The organism is Photobacterium angustum, from assembly GCF_002954615.1.
GTDB lineage: Bacteria > Pseudomonadota > Gammaproteobacteria > Enterobacterales > Vibrionaceae > Photobacterium > Photobacterium angustum_A.
On record NZ_MSCJ01000003.1, the window covers coordinates 913,097 to 931,473 of the forward strand.

An 18,377-nucleotide genomic window follows, 5' to 3' on the forward strand; every position below is an offset into this window, starting at 1 on the left:
TCATAAAATTCATCAATAGTGCAGGGTGATCCATCACTGAATTTTAAAATAATTACTTTATTTAGTTTGTCGACTACTAGCGAAAAGCCGAGTCTTTCTGCAAACTGAAGCCAGTAATAAAGTCGTAAGTGAATGGAGTCACTAGAATGATTAATTGGATCACCGTTGAGTCTAACTCAATTCGTAAAGTGGGTTATAACGAAACAAAAAATGAGCTTTATGTTGATATGGGACAGCGTCAACCTTATTGCGTCTTTTCTGAAGTTTCCAAATATGCTTTTTTTCATTTTGCATCTGCAGAATCGGTAGAAGAGCATTTCAATAGCCATATTAAATCTGTTTATAGCCAAGTTATTGTTTAATGCCTGTATGCACATGTTCGGTTTATTGCTTGTTTCTTAAGATTTCATTTTTCGAATAAAATACAGATTGCTTAATAAACGCCACAGGCATATTTTTATGGTAATTGAGCGTAATCATAATGAGTAGAATTACGCTTATTTATCGAAAATAGAGTAGGCAATAATGAGCGTAGCAGATTTAAATGAAGCATCTTTTTTAAGTGCGAACCGTATAAGCCAAAAAGAATGGCAAGCCAGTTCAGTTGATTGGCCGACATTGCATCAAATTGGTCTTCATCATGAAGCCAATATAGAACAATTAAAAGAAACGGCTGAAATGTACGCCCGTATTATTCAACGTTGTCAGTATGTGCATTCTGTTCGCTGGCGGGTAAAAGATCCGCAGCATTTAATGGAAAAAATTGTTCGTAAAACCCAAGCGAATACACCCACATTTAAACAAAAATATGTCGGTATTAACCAAACCAATTACGACAGTATTGTGACTGATTTAATTGGTGTACGTGCGCTGCATTTATTTAAGGAAGATTGTTTACCTGTTCATGATTATCTCTGCCAAGAATGGAAAAATGCAGAGCCACCAATTTATTATGTTCGTAATGGTGACGATAAGGTCTTTACTGAATTACCCAGTGATGTTGAAGTGAAGATCCACCCTGCGGGATATCGTTCATTACATTATGTTTTCGGTTCGCAGCCTTTAAATCATACTGTTTTTACTGAAGTTCAAGTTAGAACGATTTTTGAAGAAGGTTGGACTGAAATAGATCATAAAATTCGGTACCCTAATTTTTCTCATAATGAACAGGTATGCGAATTTTTATTGATGTTTAATCGTTTAGCAGGATCGGCTGATGAGATGGGCTCTTTTGTAAAACAACTTGTCAGTGAACTAGAACAACACCAAAAATCAATTGATGAAATTACACACAAAAGTGATGAAAACGCCCAAGAAGTCGCAGAGTTGTTTAAATTATTAGAGCAAAATGAATCAAAACAGCAAGGCTCTCAAGAACTTATTGATAAGCTACGGGCACAAGTTGAACAGTTACAAGCAGAGAAGAATGCCTTACAAAAAGCGACTAAACACCATGTCTCTAATAGACTAGATTTAATGGGAAAAGCGCAATGTAAAGCTGCTGAACTTATTAAATAACCGCATAACTATCCGTTTTTCGGATAGTATCTAGTTTGTTAGCCGTAGTATAATGCTTATAATTCATATATTCCTTTTAGGTATCTATAAAATATAAGAAAAGTTGTACTGAGGTTGTTTATGATGAGAACACGTTTTGATCGTATTCGTCATGCTGTTTGTTTTGAAATTATTGGATTAGTGCTGTTAGTTGGTGTGTTGAGTCAATTTGGCTATGATTCTGATCATGTTGGAGCTGTTGGCATTGCGTTTTCATTTTTAGCTACAGGCTGGAACTACGTTTACAATAACTGGTTTGATAAGCTGATGGTACGCCGCTATAAAACCCTGAAGAAAACATCGTTACAGCGAGTAGTACATAGTATAGGTTTTGAAGCTGGATTATTATTTGTCACTATTCCTATTTTAGCTTGGGTATTAAAGGTGTCGATCTGGGAAGCATTTATACTGGATATCGGTATGGTTCTTTTCTACTTAATCTATGCTTATGTTTATAACCTGATTTACGATAAGATTTTCCCTGTTCCTGAAGTGGCACATTAATTGGTGTTGCTACAAAAAAAGCCCTCAAGTTTACTTGGGGGCTTTTTTATATTACTAACATCGATATTCTTACTGTTTAGCACCTAGCATTGTCCTTACGATATGGTGCGGTGTTACAAATTGTAAGTTTTAGTTATTAATGACTAACTAGCCAACACAGGGTTTGACTTGGTTTTAATTATGCTTTTAATGTATCTGGATATAGCGAATTATCCATAAATAAGATTGTAAGTTGAGGGATCATGTTTCGATATATCCAACGCCGTAGAATAAAAAAAGTTATTAAGATCCTTTCACCTATCTTATTAAAAGGTTACGGAAGCCGTGATTATTTTACGATTGGACAAGTAGAAGCCAATATAAAGTCACTTTGTAAACGTCAACAACAGATAGCATTTGCTTTGTTTGCTGATCCTAATGCACTTGATTTAACAAATAATACTGAATTAAACCAAATTCGCATGGATATATCTTACGATTTCTTTTTAGCCGATGAATATAACGCTCGTGATGTTCTTAATTTACTCGGTAAAGGTGGATGGAAAGGTGGTCGTATGGATGACGACATGTCGAACCGAATGGGAATGACTAGTCGTTACTAATAATGGTTCTGGTTTAAAAGGTGAGTGATAATTTGCTCATAACTGCTTATTTTACCGTGTATTTTCCTGGCATAAATAAAGGGATGTTTGCGAGTTTGTTATCGAGCGATTTACATTCTCGCAGTTAGTTCAGAACGGGCTAATTCAAGGCTCTTTGCTGCTAAATCATCACCGAGGTTTAATCCTTCCGCATAAACAAACTTAACACTCGTGATGCCAAAGAAACCAAGTAAAGTTGTTAAGTAACCTGTTACGTGATCTGTTTCACCATCTTTATGAATACCGCCGCGGGTGGTAACAATAATCACTTTTTTATCTTCAAGCATCCCTTTAGGACCTTGTGCAGTATATGAGAAGGTCACACCTGATCGCGCCAGAAGATCAAACCAGTTTTTTAATTGTGTCGGCACCATAAAGTTATACATAGGTGCGCCAATGAGTAGGGTATCTGCTTGCTTTAGTTCTTCAACAAGCGTGTTAGATAGAGCCTGAATCTCTTTTTGAACACCTGTTAAGTCATCATCACTATTAATCGCTTTTATTGTTTCGCCATCAAGAATAGGTAAGGGCGAAGTTGTCAGATCACGGACAATAATGTTTTCTATATCTTTAATAGCGGCATCAATAAGTTGGTTAGATTGAGAGTGTTCACCAAGAATGCTCGATTTAAGTACAAGTAGTGTAGACATGACATTTCCTTTATTAACGGATAGATATCTTTAGAAGGTTGATTTCAGTAAATAGATTTCAAGGCAAATCAAACAACAGTGCAGTCACTTCTTCTTGTCCTCTATTAGCGAAGTTGATCGTATGTGTATTGTCGATTTTTGCCCCGTCACCAGCATTAAGTTCAATATCATTAACAGAAAGTGTGCCATTAATTTGATGCAGATAAATCTTACGACCTGTTGCGATATCGATACTTAATTTGCTATCTGGTTTTAGTACTAATTGATGTAGCTTGGTGTCTTGCTTGATAAGTAAAGTACCGTCTTCACCCGTTGGTGTAGCTATGGTGGTTAGCCCTTGTGGTTTACCAAAGTCTTTCTGTGCGTAACTGGGTTTATTGCCTAAGCTATTTGGTTGAACCCAGATTTGTAAGAATTTTAAATGTTCTGTTGGTGACGCATTATATTCGCTGTGATATATCCCAGATCCTGCTGACATTAGCTGGAATTCACCAGCAGAGAGAATGTGCACATTACCTTCACTGTCTTTGTGCTCTATTGCTCCTTCAAGTACATAGCTAATAATTTCCATGTCTTTATGGCCGTGAGTGTCAAAACCGCCACCAACTGCGACAATGTCGTCATTAATGACTCGTAGTGCGGAGAAGCCCATATGTTGTGGGTCATAATAATGACCGAACGAAAAAGTATGCTTGCTATTTAACCAACCAAAGTTTGCAAGCCCACGTTGCTCAGAGTGTCTTACCGTGATCATACTGTTATTGCCTTAAGAAGTGATTAAGCTAACTTTCGTAAAATAAATTGGTCAAGTGACGCTTTTCCTGCGCCTGATATAAATAGAGACACACTGGCAGCCAATAAAGATAATCCGAATGCGTAGCCATTGTTGGCAATGAATAAACCGTGTTCAAAGTGCACCACGAAGATTGCAACTAACATGGTGAAGGCTAATGCCAATGAAGCAGGTCGAGTGAACAAGCCTAATAAAATGAACAAACCACCTATAAATTCAGCACTGCCAGCGAAAAGTGCCATTAAAAACCCAGGAGCTAGGCCGATTGAATCCATCCATTGACCCGTTGTCTGAAGGCCGTAACCGCCGAACCAACCAAACAGTTTTTGTCCGCCATAAGCCATAAAAATAATGCCGATAGGGATGCGTAAGGCCAGTGCGCCGTAGCCAGTTTCGGAATGAAAAAGTGTATTTATTAGGTTCTTCATTATTTATCCCTCAAATAGTGCCAATGTTATCTCTTGTTTTACTCGTGCTTACATGCGTGCTTTAAGCGTTGTAAATAAGTTTAGGTATGTTAGTTTGAGAAGAATATCGGAAGCTTTTGAAGTTTTAATTCAAATTTTTTGAATAAGGAGAAAGTGTGAATAATGCCATTACTATCGATGCGTTAAGAGCACTAGATGCTATCGATAAGAAGGGAAGTTTTGCAGCAGCAGCAGAATCTTTGTACAAAGTACCTTCTGCACTTACCTATACAATCAAAAAATTAGAAGAAGATATGGGAGTGGCATTATTTGATCGCACCCGTCAGCGAGCGATACTTACACCAGCAGGTAAGCTTGTTTTAGAACATGGCCGTGAAATTTTATTTGCGACCAATCGTTTAGTGGATTCAGTACAGCAATTAGAAAGTGGTTGGGAAAATGAAATTAGAATTGCAAGAGATACTGTCATTGACGCTCAAATCCTCTTTGATGTCCTGCATGATTTCAATCAATTAGATAATAAAGTCGATGTTAGCTTAGGTGTAGAAGTATTGGGTGGTGGATGGGATGCTTTACATAGCCGCCGAGCTGATATTGCCATAGGTGTGACGGGCGAATTACCGAAAGGTATGTTTCAAACCTATAAGATAGGAAGTCTCTCTTTTGTATTTGTTGTTTCGCCAGATCATCCACTTGCTGATCATGATGGTGTGCTCGATGCTAAAACACTCAGTGAATACCCCGCGATAGTTGCGGCGGATACCTCTCAAATTTTGCCTGTAAGAGACAGTGGTTTATTCAATAGTAAAAGGGTGATACGTGTTAACTCAATAGAATCTAAATTAGCAGCTCAAGCACAAGGATTAGGAGTGGGCTATTTACCTCGTCATATAGCTAAACCATTTATAGCAAGTGGTGAGCTTATTGAAAAACAGTATGAGCTTCCAAGACAAGATCAAGATTTGTTTATCGCATGGCATAAAGATCAGGAAGGGAAAGCATTTGAGTGGTTTGTTAAAAAGTTATGTTCACTAGATTGGGGATTAACGTGAATGCGTAATAATGGTAATGCTTAAGTGCAATAAAAAAGAGTCAGCAATAAAGCTAACTCTCTGACTTTTAAAGAGCTTAATATATTTATGAATATTGTTTTATCACGGTATCCATTAGTTCGGATTGCTCTTTAAGATCCGTTGATATCTGTTTTATTTCTGATGATTTTTCCGCTGTAGATAGTGAAGACTCAGCAATAATTGCCATAGATTCACTAATATCATTGGTTACACTGGCTTGCTCATTCGTCGCTTGAGCAATTTCTTGACTCATTTTCTGTAATTCACTGAGCATGTTATGAATGTCGTGGAGATGAGCATTGTTCTCGTCACAACTTACCACTCCCTGATCGAGGAGTTGGTGTGCTTGCTGAACACTAGCGGCAATTTGGTTTGATTCATTTTGTAAGCGGTCTATTTTCAGTTTGATATTCTCTGTTGAATCTTTCGTCATCGAAGCAAGAACGCGAACTTCATCTGCTACTACGGCAAATCCACGCCCATGTTCACCAGCTCGGGCTGCCTCTATTGCAGCATTTAATGCCAGTAAATTAGTTTTTTCTGCCACTTCATTAATCACATTAAGGACATCTGAAATATCGCGACTTTCATGTTTTAGACTGTCAATAATGGCTAACGCTTCATTCATTTGGCTAACAAGGCTATCAACATTATGTTTTAGCTGAACTGCACTTTGAATAGACTCGGTACTTTTTTCATTGGCTTCTAATACATGACGAGAAGTGTTATCAGAAAAGCGCGCAATTTCATTTACTGATGCTGTCATTTCAGTAACAGCAGTGGAAATACTTTCACAGTTTATGTTTTGTTTTTCAGCAGATTTACTCATGGTGATAGCATTATTCGCTATGGTATTAGATTGAATCTTTAAGGCATTGCTTGAATCTGAAAATTGAGAAAAAGATGCCTCTAATGTGGCGATAAAAGCATTGAAAGATGCTGATAATTCACTCACTTCTTTACCGCTATTACGAATACTCAATCGTGCTGAAAGGTTTTTATTATTGCTTATTGAAACAATATTTTTTGATAAAATTTTAATTGGTTTGGCAATGGATTCACCAATAAAGTAGGAAATAATAGCGGTTAGCAATAATAAGATTAGAGTACAAAAAGCAACGGTTTTGTATAGATGTGTTTTAAGTAGCGCAACATCAGTTAAGGCTTCTGCTTTGTCTATTTCGCTAATAATGATCCAATGTTGATTAAGCAAAGTGATAGGTGTATACGCAGATAGTACTTCAACGTTCCGATAATCAGTAATAGCATGACTACCAGTTTTCCCTTCTTTGGCTAAAGTTACACTTGATGTATTGATAAGTTGATAACCAATAGCTGTGTCTTTCTTCTCAATATTATCAATAATATAAGAGGGTATTACGTTACTTTCTAAGGTTTTGATGTATTCGTCTTTATTTTCTAAAAAGAAACGTGATTGGCTACGTAAGGTTAGATCCATTCCCACTAAGTAGGTTTCACCGCTATTACCTAGACCTGCAGTATCCCATCTTCCATCAAAGGTCATAATGTTATTGATAGCGTCGATAGGCAATTGAATAACTAATACCCCCAATTGTTCGTCACCTGAGAAAATAGGGGTAGCTAAAAATGATGCCGGTTGTTCAAATGAAGGTGTATAAGGGCTAAAGTCTGTTAAGGTTACCTCACCTGCGTTCAACGTTTTTGCTGTGTTATAAGCAGAAGCTATACCACTTGTTTTAAATGGGCCTTGTTCTAAATTAGTGGCAAAATCGACTTCTTTAAACACGCTATAAACAATGTCACCCTTGTTATCAATCAAGAATATATCGTAAAAACCAAATGATTCGAGATAATGGCGTAGAACAGGGTGGTAGCTAGCGTGGGCTTTGTCATAATTATTATTAAGCGTGTCGCTATCTAATAAGTGTTTTTCTCCCATCGGATAATGATTGTTAGCAATATATCTCGCTTGTAACCCTGCAGCAGTAGGTGAGAGTTGTGGGTAGAGTTCTGCCACGCTTGCGATTTTATTTTTGTCTTTATATTTGGGTTCAAATTGAGTTTGATAAAATTGCTGCAATTGTTGTTTGTTTTGTAGGCTAATTTTATCGGCTGGATAAGAAGCATAAGCTTGCTCAAAATCTCTTATCGCATTTTGGATACTTGGATCATAAGCTAAAGTTGAAAGTAATGTTGCCGTGGTATTGAAATGATTTTTAATTTCAGATTTCTTGATTTCTCGGATAGAGATTAACTGCTCGATAGCGCGATCATAAATGGCATCTTCGCTGATCTCTGCACTTTTCCACGCAATATACACACCAGATATAATGACGGAGCATGCGCATAAGATCGATAAGTATATCGTGATCTTTTTAGCTATTTTCATATAGAAATCATTCCTTTGTTACATCATTTTCCATTTATATAATTATTCTATATGCCAATAAGGATTTTTCATTATTATAAGTAATGCATTGCATTTGGTGGAGGATTGTTGCGATGAAATTCAGAATTAATGAATGAGTATGCTTTTATTACATAGGGGGAGTGTGAATATTCCCTTATATAAGAGTGTAATAAATAGTTAATATTTCTAAGGTGTTAATGAAATTTAGGCATTATGGGTTATAGGTAAGGCTTCAAAAAGAAATAGATTCTTTATCTATTGAGCGTGAACGTTATATTCTCTACAATACCGACGTTTTTTATTAACGATAGAATCATTATCATGACAGATACTACATCACAACCAGCATTACCAGATCGTCTTTCAGGTAACCCTCGTAGCCCTCACCACGTGGCAGAGTGTTTCAACTATGACATCGGCATTCGTCTTAACGGCAAAGAGCGTTTTGATGTTGATGAGTACTGCATCAGCGAAGGTTGGGTAAAAATTCCTTCACCTAAGGCACTAGATCGCCGTGGTCAGCCAATCTTGATCACACTAAAAGGTACGGTAGAAGCATTCTACAAGTAATACGTAATAATTAGTGTATTACTGAAAGCCTAGTTTTCGAACTAGGCTTTTTTTTGAAATCAGAGAAATCGATTCAAAGCTGGAAGTAATGTTATTTCGGTCTTGCGACTGAAAATGTCTTTTCCAATACTGCGTATTCACTGCCGCCTAAGCGTGATAACGGATTTACCTTTAATGCTTCAATTACTAAGCGCTTTTGCTCACTATCGATAATTTCGTCATCAATATAGATCTGCTCAATTTCAGCGAAGATCAAGCTTTGTGGTGTTTCCCCAATCTCTTTCACTTCATATAAGTTACAACCAAAAGCAATAGGGCAATCTTTTAACCTTGGTAGTTCAAAGCCATCAAAAGAGGTGAGTTCTAATTGAGTGTGTTCAACCTCAGATTCGCCATGCTCTAAGGTGGCGGCTGTTTGAGTAACTTGTTCTGCTAACGCAATATTAGCAATATGTACCACCATCTTTTTATTGGTAATAACGTTACGTGTGGTGTCTTTGATTTCACCGCTCGGCTTTTTACCCACAGAAAACATCAATAATGGTGGGTTACTAGCAACTGGGGTGAAATAAGAAAAAGGGGCAAGATTGTAGTTGTGCTCACCAGAATCTGTCAGTACCCATGCGATAGGACGAGGGATAATGGCTTGTGTCATTAAATGGTAGATATCAGTGGGAGACTGTGTGGATAGATCAAGATACATGTGCAAATCCTTCGCGCTGAAAAGTTCTATATATATTGTACTGCGAATGAATGTTAACTCAATGTGATCAAGTTGGAATGAATAGACAATAAAAAGCCGACGGCGAAGTCGGCTCTTTAATGAAAATTACGCTTTAATTACGTTTTTAAAATGCTTTTTCTTTGTAAATAAGAAATCAACATCAGGCGGGAAATCTTTGTTCGTTTTAGCGTGCTTCATCATATCAAATACTTTGAATTCAGCTAATACGGCAAATTGGTAAGGTTCGAAGCTTTCGCTGTTTGCCTGAAGTGTTGGATCGTAGTATTTACCATCTTTGAAAATAATAGCTTGGTCAACGATGGTGTCTTCATTACAACGATAGCCAAGTACGTAACGCTCACCTTTGCAATAAATCACATTCATATAGCTGTTGTAGAAGGTTTCATTTTCAGTTGCTGTGCAGGTTGCCAGCATTTCTGGATCCATTGCTTCTACTGTCACAAGACGGACTTTTTCAGCAATAAAATTGCGTTCATTGAGTTGTTGGTGAATAGCTTCAAGACTTAGTTGAGTCACATTAAATACCGCGAAATGAATAATGAATAAAAACGTGCAGATTATACGACTGTTAATGATAAATGTCTTCGTTAAAAACAGTATTGGGTACTGATTAATCAAGGCAACAGAAAAAGAGACGATGGCAAAGCGAACAAAATGCTGCTTTTAGCCCTAATAATTCTTCATGAAATCTTTACGAATGCAAAGAATGTAAATTTAATGCAAATGGTAATGGTTATCACTTATATTCCTTTTCGTCGTTTGGTAGGCACTTTATTACTTACCACGTAGTAGCCATGATTTGCTCTTTATATTATTACAAACAATACCTATTCAGCAGTGATAGGTGCTGAGAGCAACTCTGATTTGGCTTCACTTTCAGGTTATATCTTTATTTTGGAGTTAAAGGAATATGTTTTCTAAAAGCCAGCTGACGCTGTTAATTGGTGCGGTACTTTCTGCACCTGTTGCTTATGCAGAATCAACAGAAGTTGATGAGCACATGGTAGTAACAGGGCGTGATTACGGTTATAAAGCCGATACTAATTCAACAGCGATGCGTATGGAGATGACTCAGCTAGAAACTCCAGGACAAGTTGCAGTAATTGATGAACAACTTATCGATGAACAGCGTGCGAGTACGCTAGGTGAGGTGTTAAAGAATGACTCATCAATTTCAGAAGGCTCCAAATCAACTAACCGTGAACGTTTTTACTTACGTGGTTTTGAACTAGGAAGTAGCAGTGGTTTCTTACGTGACGGTGTTCAGCATTGGTCTCACTATCGTCAACCTATTGAGTTGTTAGAGCGTGTTGAAGTATTAAAAGGACCTTCTGGTTTACTATATGGTCAATCAGCACCAGGTGGTCTGATCAATATGGTGTCTAAAAAGCCCACGTATGAAACTCAAGTTAATGTGAGTCAAGATATTGGCTCTAATAATCATACTCGTACTGTTGCAGATGTCAGTGGTTCATTAAATGTTGATCAAACTTTACGTGCTCGTGCAATTATTGCCAAAGAGAATAAAGAGTCATGGCGAACCCGTTTTGATGGTACATCAGTAGATACTGATCGTGTTGTTGGTGGTTTATTTATTGATTACGATATCAATGATAGCGTTATGTTATCTGCACATGTTGACCATACAGATGAAACAGGTGATTTGGATAATGGTTCACGCGTTGATGAAAACGGTAATGTTATTGATCCCGATATTGTAAAAGATCAGAACTGGGCGAAAACAGATAATAAAGTCACAAATTACGGTTTAAACCTGAAAGCAAATTTGAACGATTCATGGGCATTGAATACAGGTATTAACCGTCAGTTCTATGAGCGTCAGCGAACTGAATCAGATATTATTGCTGATGGTGAAAATAAATTTAAGTCTTCAGATCGTCATGATGAGTGGACTTTTGATACAGCATTTGTGGATTTCACTGGTGATATTGATGTTTTAGGTATGAATCATAAGTTGTTAGCCGGTATGAATGGTGTTCATTATGATTACAAGCGAGAATATGTTAGTCATACATTTGAAAGTGCAGATGGTCAAAATGGGTTTAATAAGCCTGCTGATTTAGATTATCGTAATGATGATAAAGTAGATCATTCAAAGAAAAAACAGTACGGATTATATCTACAAGACTTAGTGACGTTTAATGATCAATGGCAAGCGTTGGCAGGCGTTCGCTTTGCATACGATAAAGATATCTCAAGTAAAGGTGTAGAGAAAACTTATCACAATGTTTTGCCAAAATTTGGAATAACATATCACCCAACAGTAAATAGTTCTATTTATGGTGTGTATTCTGAAAGCTTTGAACCGATAGGTGATGTTTCAGATAAAGATGATATCAATTACGGTAAATCTCAGAAACCTAAGCAAGGCAAACTATACGAGTTAGGTTCAAAAATTGAGTTGTTTGATAATAACTTAATGCTTTCAGGCGCATTGTTCCAAATTGAACAAGAAAACATGCAGATCACTGAAGATTTAGATGGTGGTGCAACTGAAACAACACAAGTTGGAAAGCAAGTACATAAAGGTATTGAGTTATCAGCATCGGGGCAAGTGACTTCTGCTTTATCTGTAAATGCGTCTACAACAATTCTTGATGCTAAATACAAAAATGATCCAAGTCGTGAAGGTAAACAGCCTGTTGATGTTCCGGAGTTTACGGCAAGTGTTTGGACCAATTATGCATTTGAAAATGGCACTGATGTGAACTTGGGTGTTTTCCATGTAGGTTCTCGTTACGGTGATTCAGCAAATACGTTTAAGAAAGATGCATATACACGTGTTGATGTTGGTGTGGCACATACATACAAGTATGATGAAAAACTAGATGTCATTGGCCGTATTAATGTTGAAAACCTACTTGATACTGATTACTTAGCTGGTGGTAGTAATAAAGGTGTTGTTGTTGGTGAAGGTCGTAACTTTATGGCAACGCTTGAGTTTAAATACTAATTTGTAAAAATTGTAACTAAGGGGGAGCCGTTGCTTCCCCTTGTTGCGATTAAATGCTATTTCACTATTTTTGGTCGTTGTACGATTTAACTTTTTATTATTACTTCACTTTTTATTTTTTGCGATTAAAGATTACTCATTATTAAGTTTGATTATGAATTTTATTAAAACCAGTTTAGCGGTTGTGATTTTAAGCATCACAACTGGGGTACAGGCATCGAGCCTTGATACCGCACGTTCTATTGAAAACAAAACCAATACGGCTTCAGCATTAAGCCAAGATAAGATTGATCGTAACGCTGATTCGGCTATCGCGATGAAAGCACAAATCGAGCAATTACAAGAAGAGCTTAAAAACCTGACGGTATATCACGATCACCTTGCGCGTATGGTTGATAATCAAACCCAAGAAATGGCCTCTATTCATGAACAAATAGAGAACATTAAAGAGACGCGCCAAGGTGTTGTACCTTTGATGTACCAAATGATTGATGGTTTATCGACTGTTGTTGAGCAAGATAAGCCTATCAAATATGAACAGCGTTTAGCGCGTATTGAAAAGTTGCAAACGATGATGTCGCAAGCTGATATTAGCGATGCAGAAAAATTCCGTCGTATTTTAGAAGCCTACCAGATTGAAATGGATTACGGCACGAAATTGGGTACGTACCAAGATAAAATCACGTTAGAAGACGGTAAAACAATCGAGGCTGATTTACTGTATCTCGGTCGTCTTGCATTTGTTGCTCGCAGCTTAAACGGTAGTCATTACTGGAGTTGGAACAGCAATAAACAGCAGTGGCTGGCGCTTGATACGAGTGAAGCTGCAAATATTGATAAAGCGTTTGCAATGGCAAATAAGCAAATTGCACCAAGCCTATTACGTTTACCTATTTCAGCAACCCTTGCTAACGTGGAGAGCAAATAATGAAATTAAAAGCGTTAGCTATTGCACTATGTATGGCATCGGTTCCGTTCACAGCATCTGCAGAATCGGTTGTACAGCAAGCGAAACAAGAAAATGTCGCTCAGCAGCAACATAACGTGCAACGTGAAGCTGGATTTAGTCAAGAAGCACAGAAAATTCGTCAACAACGTGATGCGTTATTAGCGCAGCGTAATACCTTAAAACAACAAACAGAATTACTGAGCCAAAGCTTTAGTACCAATGAAGCAGAACTCGCGAAATTAGAACAGCAACTTCAATTAGATTCTGGCAGTCTTGGTGAGCTATTTGGTGTAGTTCGCCAAACAGCAAAAGAATTAAAAGCTGAACAAAGTTACGCTGTCACTGGGGTTGATGTGACGAAATATATCCCGGTAGTTGACCAAATCGTTGACGCGAAAGCACTGCCGTCAATGCCGCAATTAAAAGGCTTGTGGCAAGCAATGGAATCACAAATCGTTGCAAGCGGTGAGTTGGCAAAAGTGAACGTACCATTTATTAATGGTGATGGTGAGCAAACCACAGAAAAAGCATTGCGTTTAGGCGCATTAGGCCTAGTAGCTGATCAGGGGTATTTAAAGTGGGATGGCCCTCGCCATCTTGCAACGGCTTATCAACAACAACCTGAAAATGGCCCACAACTTTCAGATTTAGCTGCAATAGCGGCTGCAGGTAGTGAAAGTATTACTCTTGATCCTTCTCGTGGTGTGATGTTAGAGCAATTAGCTAATGCACCTACGCTGGAAGATCGTCTAACAGCAGGTGGTGTGGTCGGTAAAATTATTCTACTTCTACTAGCTATTGGTGCGGGTATTGCCATTTTCCGTGGTGTTAAATTAGCGATTATTAACCGTCAAATTAAGCAACAATTAAAAAATCCAACTCAAGCAGGAAATAACCCACTGGGTCGTATTCTTGCTGTGTATAACAAAGAGCAAAATCGTAGCGTAGAAGCGTTAGAATTACGTTTACTTGAAGCGATTGTTGATGAGCAACAAGGACTAGAAAAAGGCTTATCGATGCTAAAACTGTTTGCGGCTTTAGCGCCAATGTTAGGCTTACTGGGTACGGTGACTGGTATGATTGAAACCTTCCAAGTTATCACGCAGTTTGGTAATGGTGATCCTAAAGTGATGGCGGGTGGTATTTCAATGGCATTGGTAACGACCGTTCTAGGTTTGATAGCCGCGATGCCTTTATTACTGGCTCATAATGTATTAAGTACACAAGCTGAAAATATTCGATTGATCCTTGAAAAACAAGGTATCAGCTTAGTTGCTCAGCAAGCTGAAAAAAACGAATCTTCTCAGGCATCTAACCGTAACGTATTAGCAGAACAGGCAGCATAATGGACTTCAGCTTATTACATGGCTGGTGGTTTTCGCTTTCTCATTTTATGGCGCAAGGTGGCGCCATATTATGGTGGCTTGCTGCGGTTGTTGCGCTATGTTGGCTTTTGGTTATTGAACGAGTGATTTATTTATTCTTCTATTTTCCAAAGCAAAAAGAGCAGTGGTTAACTAGCTGGATGGCTCGTAAAGATCATTCCTCTTGGCATGCATGTGCAATTCGTGATGGCTGGCTTAATGAAGCGAAAATTGCCCTTAATCAGAATTTAAATTTTATCAAAGTATTAGTCGCAATCTGCCCTATGCTAGGTTTACTTGGTACAGTGACGGGGATGATTTCTGTCTTTGATGTAATGGCGACGCAAGGTAGTAGTCAACCTCGTTTAATGGCATCCGGCATTTCTTTAGCTACATTGCCAACAATGGCAGGGATGGTTGCGGCCTTAGCGGGTATGTTTGTTCACGCACGTTTATCTAAAGCTTGTCAGATGCGTGAGTTTAAATTAGAAAAATTATTAAGGAGTCAGCAATGAGACTCAGCCGCCGTTCTTCAAATCGAGAAGATGCACAAATTGATTTAACATCAATGCTCGATATCGTATTTATTATGCTGATTTTCTTTATTGTAACGAGTTCGTTTGTACGTGAATCAGGCGTAGAAGTTAACCGACCTCAAGCAAGCCACGTGGTAAGCCAAAAAGATGCTGGGATCTTTGTTGCAATTACCTCAGCAAATGATGTTTATATAGATAAACGTGTTGTTGATGTAGAACGTGTTCAAGCAACATTAGAACATATGCTTACAGAGCAACCTGATGCTTCTTTAGTGATCCAAGCGGATGAACATGCCTATAACGGTACTGTGGTTAAAGTGATGGATGCAGCAAAAGGAGCAGGGATCAAAAATATCGCATTGGCGGCGGAGAAAAATTAATGATCCGTCTTTTAATGGCTTTTCCATTAGCTATTGTTGTAGCGTTAGGACTTTTTACTTTTATGGCATGGATGGTAGATAACGGGAATTACCAAAAGCCAGATGATAAAGAAGTGCTAGCGTTCAACATGGTAATGATGGAGCAAGAGCAAGCGCCTCAACGGCGACAGCGTGCGGTACCACCACCACCTGAAACACCAGAGCCACCACCAGAAGCAAAGCCGGTATCATCAAGAACTGCAACAGCAAGTGTTCAACCAGTTGCGTCTACGACAAGCTTAGGATTGGATACAGCTGTTACAGGCTTATCGATCAATATGCCGAAATTTAGTGATTTCAGCAGTGCATCAAATGCGGTAGGTGAGCCGACTATCGGTCAGAGTCAGCAAGCTATGCCATTGTATCGTGTTGAGCCAAGGTATCCGCCCCGCGCGCTAAAACAAGGTAAAGAAGGTTACGTAATACTGAAATTCACGATTGATCCTCAAGGCCGACCAATCGATATTGCAGTGCTTGAAGCAAAACCTAATCGTTTATTTAATAAAGAAGCGATACGTGCATTGCGTAAATGGAAGTACCAACCACAAGTACAAAATGGCAGTGCTGTATCGCAGCCAGGTCAGACGGTACGTTTAGAATTTAAGTTGAATAAATGATGAAAAGATTAGCATTTATTATCGCTTTAACCGCCGCAGCGAGTTTGCCTTTATCATCCGCTTACGCGGGAGGTAAATTGTCGCAGTCGATTGCCGTTAAGGTTCAAAAAGCGAATAACTTACAGCTTGATGATAAGGTTAATCAGGCGATTGATTTACTTGTCTCTTTAAAGCCGATAGAGCCTTATGACAAAGCATTCGTTCAGCGTATGTTGGGCGTGTTTTATTGGCAGCAGGGTAACCCATCAAAAGCGATAAGCAATTTATCTAAAGCGGTTAAAAGTGGCTTATTGCAAGATGATCAAGCGTGGGTTACTCAGCGTATGCTGGCTGATATTTTACTTTCTGAGCAAAAATACAGCCAAGCATTGCCGCATTACTATCAGCTTACAAAGCGTATACCAAAATCACAAAAGGGCTATGAACTATGGTTGCGAATAGCTCAATCACATTATCAATTGAGCCAGTGGTCAAAAGTCCTCTCTGCAATGAAACGCTACGATGGCTATAAACGCAAAGATGAAATGTCTCCGTTGTCGATTAAGCTGGGTGCTCAGTTACAATTAAAGCATTGGAATGGTGCAACATCGACATTAAATCGTTTAATTGCGATAGAGCCAACTAAGCTCAATTGGTGGCAGCAATTAGCCAATATACAATTGCGAGCAGGGAAACCTGCAGATGCATTGAGTACATTAAAATTAGCAAAATATCAAGGTGTTAAGTTAACGCAGCAGGATTTACACCGCCTAGCGCAACTGTATGCTCAGCGTGGTATTCCTGAACGTGCTGCCAAACAAATAGCTGAACTGGACGGTGCAACAACCAGTACAAGATTGCTTGTTGAGCAAGCAAATTACTGGCAGATGGCAAGAGAGTGGCAAAGTGCTATCAATATTTGGGAGAAAGCTGCACAGCGTAATAATCGTTATCGTTGGCAACTTGCACAATTGTTGTTGCAGGAAGGGCAATATCAAAAAGCGTTAACTGAGCTTAATAAGGTTAAGCGTAAAGATAAACAGTCTGATGTTGAGTTGGCGAAAGTCCGTGCGTATTACAAGCTAAATAACTTCGATAAAGCGATTATTCATGCCAAACAGGCAAATAATATTAAGCCTTCATCGGCAGCATCGAGCTGGATAAAATATTTATCACAAATGCGTGAAATGGAACAAGCTAGCTAAATACTTTATTTGTATTTAATCCTGAGCTAATCAAAAAAATGAGTGCGTTAACTTACTAATCATAAGTTAACCACTCATTTTTGATTCTAGTTAACGAGCTTGGTTTAGCTAAGCACCATATTTGTCGCCATTGCTAATAATAATGCTGAGAAGATTTTTTTAATGATTGGTACAGGTAAATAGTTTGTTGCCTTAGCACCTAGCGGAGCGGTAAACCAAGAAGTACAAACAATACCGAATAATGCGGGTAGATAAACAAAACCTGCAAAGCCATCAGTAATAGAAAGATAGCTAATGCCTGAGCTGACATAACCGATAGAGCCAAAGAGTGCGATAACAATGCCACAAGCAGAAGCACAACCGATAGCTTTCTTCATATCGAGAGAGAAGAAGGTTAACAAAGGCACCAACAGTGCGCCGCCGCCAATACCAATCATGGCTGACAATCCGCCAGTAATTGTTGTTAAAAAGGTAAGAACAAAATTGTTTGGCATGTTACGTGTTGTTGTCGTTTCTTTTTTTGTACTGCTATAAAACATCTTAAATGCAATGAGTGCAACACTTACCGCAAATATAATACGAACAATATTACCCGGTAATAGGGCAGCTAAAAATCCACTGATGAGTGCACCTAAGGCAACACCTGTCATTATCCATGGTGCTAGGTTCCAAGGTACATTGCCATTTTTGTGGTGAGCGATGGCAGAAGATGTTGAAGTGAATAATATGGATGCTAGGGATGTAGCAATAGCGACGATAACCACTTGTTCAGGTGGTAAAATGGCGAAATGAAGCAAGATAATACTCAGAATTGGTACTATAACAAGTCCTCCTCCTATACCTAATAATCCTGCCAAAAAACCAACACCACTGCCGAGTAAAGCGCAGTATATTATTAACAATAATTCATTCATCTCTTTGTCTTCTTATATGTGGTTAGCGGTTAACGCATTGAATAAAAATAGATATCCTTTCTATGTG

20 protein-coding genes are annotated in these 18,377 nt (G+C 38.4%); 13 read left to right on the plus strand and 7 right to left on the minus strand.

What is annotated here, in order from left to right:
- Positions 1–146: 146 nt before the first annotated feature.
- The 4 genes from BTO08_RS18830 to BTO08_RS18845 all read left to right on the plus strand — a co-directional run bounded on the left by BTO08_RS18830 (position 147) and on the right by BTO08_RS18845 (position 2,663).
- Positions 147–362 (plus strand): KTSC domain-containing protein, encoded by a 216-nt coding sequence (locus BTO08_RS18830; protein WP_105062128.1) that lies wholly within the window; start codon positions 147–149, stop codon positions 360–362.
- A gap of 163 nt (positions 363–525) precedes the next feature.
- Entirely contained in the window at positions 526–1,518 is a 993-nt protein-coding gene (locus BTO08_RS18835) for a RelA/SpoT domain-containing protein (protein ID WP_105062129.1), read from the plus strand.
- A 123-nt stretch (positions 1,519–1,641) separates the two neighbouring features.
- Positions 1,642–2,061: a PACE efflux transporter gene (locus BTO08_RS18840; protein ID WP_105062130.1), complete on the plus strand. Its 420-nt coding sequence runs from the start codon at positions 1,642–1,644 to the stop codon at positions 2,059–2,061.
- Positions 2,062–2,303: 242 nt separating this feature from the next.
- A complete protein-coding gene (locus BTO08_RS18845; protein ID WP_105062131.1) occupies positions 2,304–2,663 on the plus strand; it encodes a DUF6559 family protein in 360 nt (119 codons plus the stop codon).
- A gap of 110 nt (positions 2,664–2,773) precedes the next feature.
- Here BTO08_RS18845 and BTO08_RS18850 read toward each other — a convergent pair whose 3' ends face one another.
- From BTO08_RS18850 to BTO08_RS18860, 3 genes are read right to left on the minus strand one after another with little or no spacing between them, the layout of a single operon-like run.
- The gene (locus BTO08_RS18850) at positions 2,774–3,352 is read right to left on the minus strand and encodes an FMN-dependent NADH-azoreductase (RefSeq protein WP_105062132.1); all 579 of its coding nucleotides are present in this window, start codon (positions 3,350–3,352) and stop codon (positions 2,774–2,776) included.
- Positions 3,353–3,410: 58 nt separating this feature from the next.
- Positions 3,411–4,106 (minus strand): pirin family protein, encoded by a 696-nt coding sequence (locus BTO08_RS18855; RefSeq protein WP_105062133.1) that lies wholly within the window; start codon positions 4,104–4,106, stop codon positions 3,411–3,413.
- Positions 4,107–4,129: 23 nt separating this feature from the next.
- The gene (locus BTO08_RS18860) at positions 4,130–4,573 is read right to left on the minus strand and encodes a DoxX family protein (protein WP_105062134.1); all 444 of its coding nucleotides are present in this window, start codon (positions 4,571–4,573) and stop codon (positions 4,130–4,132) included.
- Positions 4,574–4,728: 155 nt separating this feature from the next.
- On the opposite strand from BTO08_RS18860, the gene BTO08_RS18865 reads away from it, so the two are divergent.
- Positions 4,729–5,625, plus strand: coding sequence for a LysR substrate-binding domain-containing protein (locus BTO08_RS18865; RefSeq protein ID WP_105062135.1), 897 nt, complete (start codon positions 4,729–4,731; stop codon positions 5,623–5,625).
- An 85-nt stretch (positions 5,626–5,710) separates the two neighbouring features.
- Here the strand turns inward: BTO08_RS18865 and BTO08_RS18870 are convergent, their stop codons facing one another.
- Entirely contained in the window at positions 5,711–8,017 is a 2,307-nt protein-coding gene (locus tag BTO08_RS18870) for a methyl-accepting chemotaxis protein (protein WP_105062136.1), read from the minus strand.
- Between the two features lie 342 nt (positions 8,018–8,359).
- On the opposite strand from BTO08_RS18870, the gene BTO08_RS18875 reads away from it, so the two are divergent.
- Complete coding sequence (locus tag BTO08_RS18875; protein ID WP_045082022.1) at positions 8,360–8,608, plus strand: DUF3297 family protein; 249 nt, start codon at positions 8,360–8,362, stop codon at positions 8,606–8,608.
- 91 nt (positions 8,609–8,699) lie between these two features.
- Here BTO08_RS18875 and BTO08_RS18880 read toward each other — a convergent pair whose 3' ends face one another.
- Together BTO08_RS18880 and BTO08_RS18885 are read right to left on the minus strand one after the other, a co-directional pair.
- A complete protein-coding gene (locus tag BTO08_RS18880) occupies positions 8,700–9,311 on the minus strand; it encodes a flavin reductase family protein (RefSeq protein WP_105062137.1) in 612 nt (203 codons plus the stop codon).
- A gap of 126 nt (positions 9,312–9,437) precedes the next feature.
- Positions 9,438–9,869, minus strand: a complete 432-nt coding sequence (locus BTO08_RS18885) for a hypothetical protein (protein ID WP_105062138.1) — start codon at positions 9,867–9,869, stop codon at positions 9,438–9,440.
- A gap of 394 nt (positions 9,870–10,263) precedes the next feature.
- On the opposite strand from BTO08_RS18885, the gene BTO08_RS18890 reads away from it, so the two are divergent.
- The 7 genes from BTO08_RS18890 (at position 10,264) to BTO08_RS18920 (ending at position 17,396) form a co-directional block, all read left to right on the plus strand.
- Positions 10,264–12,327: a TonB-dependent siderophore receptor gene (locus BTO08_RS18890; protein ID WP_105062139.1), complete on the plus strand. Its 2,064-nt coding sequence runs from the start codon at positions 10,264–10,266 to the stop codon at positions 12,325–12,327.
- A 154-nt stretch (positions 12,328–12,481) separates the two neighbouring features.
- Positions 12,482–13,255, plus strand: coding sequence for a DUF3450 domain-containing protein (locus BTO08_RS18895; protein WP_105062690.1), 774 nt, complete (start codon positions 12,482–12,484; stop codon positions 13,253–13,255).
- A complete protein-coding gene (locus tag BTO08_RS18900; RefSeq protein ID WP_105062140.1) occupies positions 13,255–14,622 on the plus strand; it encodes a MotA/TolQ/ExbB proton channel family protein in 1,368 nt (455 codons plus the stop codon). The genes BTO08_RS18895 and BTO08_RS18900 overlap by 1 nt, the downstream gene beginning before the upstream one ends.
- Complete coding sequence (locus BTO08_RS18905) at positions 14,622–15,155, plus strand: MotA/TolQ/ExbB proton channel family protein (RefSeq protein WP_105062141.1); 534 nt, start codon at positions 14,622–14,624, stop codon at positions 15,153–15,155. Before BTO08_RS18900 ends, BTO08_RS18905 begins: the two co-directional genes overlap by 1 nt.
- Positions 15,152–15,556: an ExbD/TolR family protein gene (locus BTO08_RS18910; RefSeq protein ID WP_005365390.1), complete on the plus strand. Its 405-nt coding sequence runs from the start codon at positions 15,152–15,154 to the stop codon at positions 15,554–15,556. Before BTO08_RS18905 ends, BTO08_RS18910 begins: the two co-directional genes overlap by 4 nt.
- A complete protein-coding gene (locus BTO08_RS18915; protein ID WP_105062142.1) occupies positions 15,556–16,212 on the plus strand; it encodes an energy transducer TonB in 657 nt (218 codons plus the stop codon). Before BTO08_RS18910 ends, BTO08_RS18915 begins: the two co-directional genes overlap by 1 nt.
- Positions 16,212–17,396: a CDC27 family protein gene (locus BTO08_RS18920; protein WP_105062691.1), complete on the plus strand. Its 1,185-nt coding sequence runs from the start codon at positions 16,212–16,214 to the stop codon at positions 17,394–17,396. Before BTO08_RS18915 ends, BTO08_RS18920 begins: the two co-directional genes overlap by 1 nt.
- 104 nt (positions 17,397–17,500) lie before the next feature.
- Here BTO08_RS18920 and BTO08_RS18925 read toward each other — a convergent pair whose 3' ends face one another.
- Positions 17,501–18,310 (minus strand): sulfite exporter TauE/SafE family protein, encoded by an 810-nt coding sequence (locus BTO08_RS18925; RefSeq protein ID WP_105062143.1) that lies wholly within the window; start codon positions 18,308–18,310, stop codon positions 17,501–17,503.
- Between the last annotated feature and the right edge of the window lie 67 nt (positions 18,311–18,377).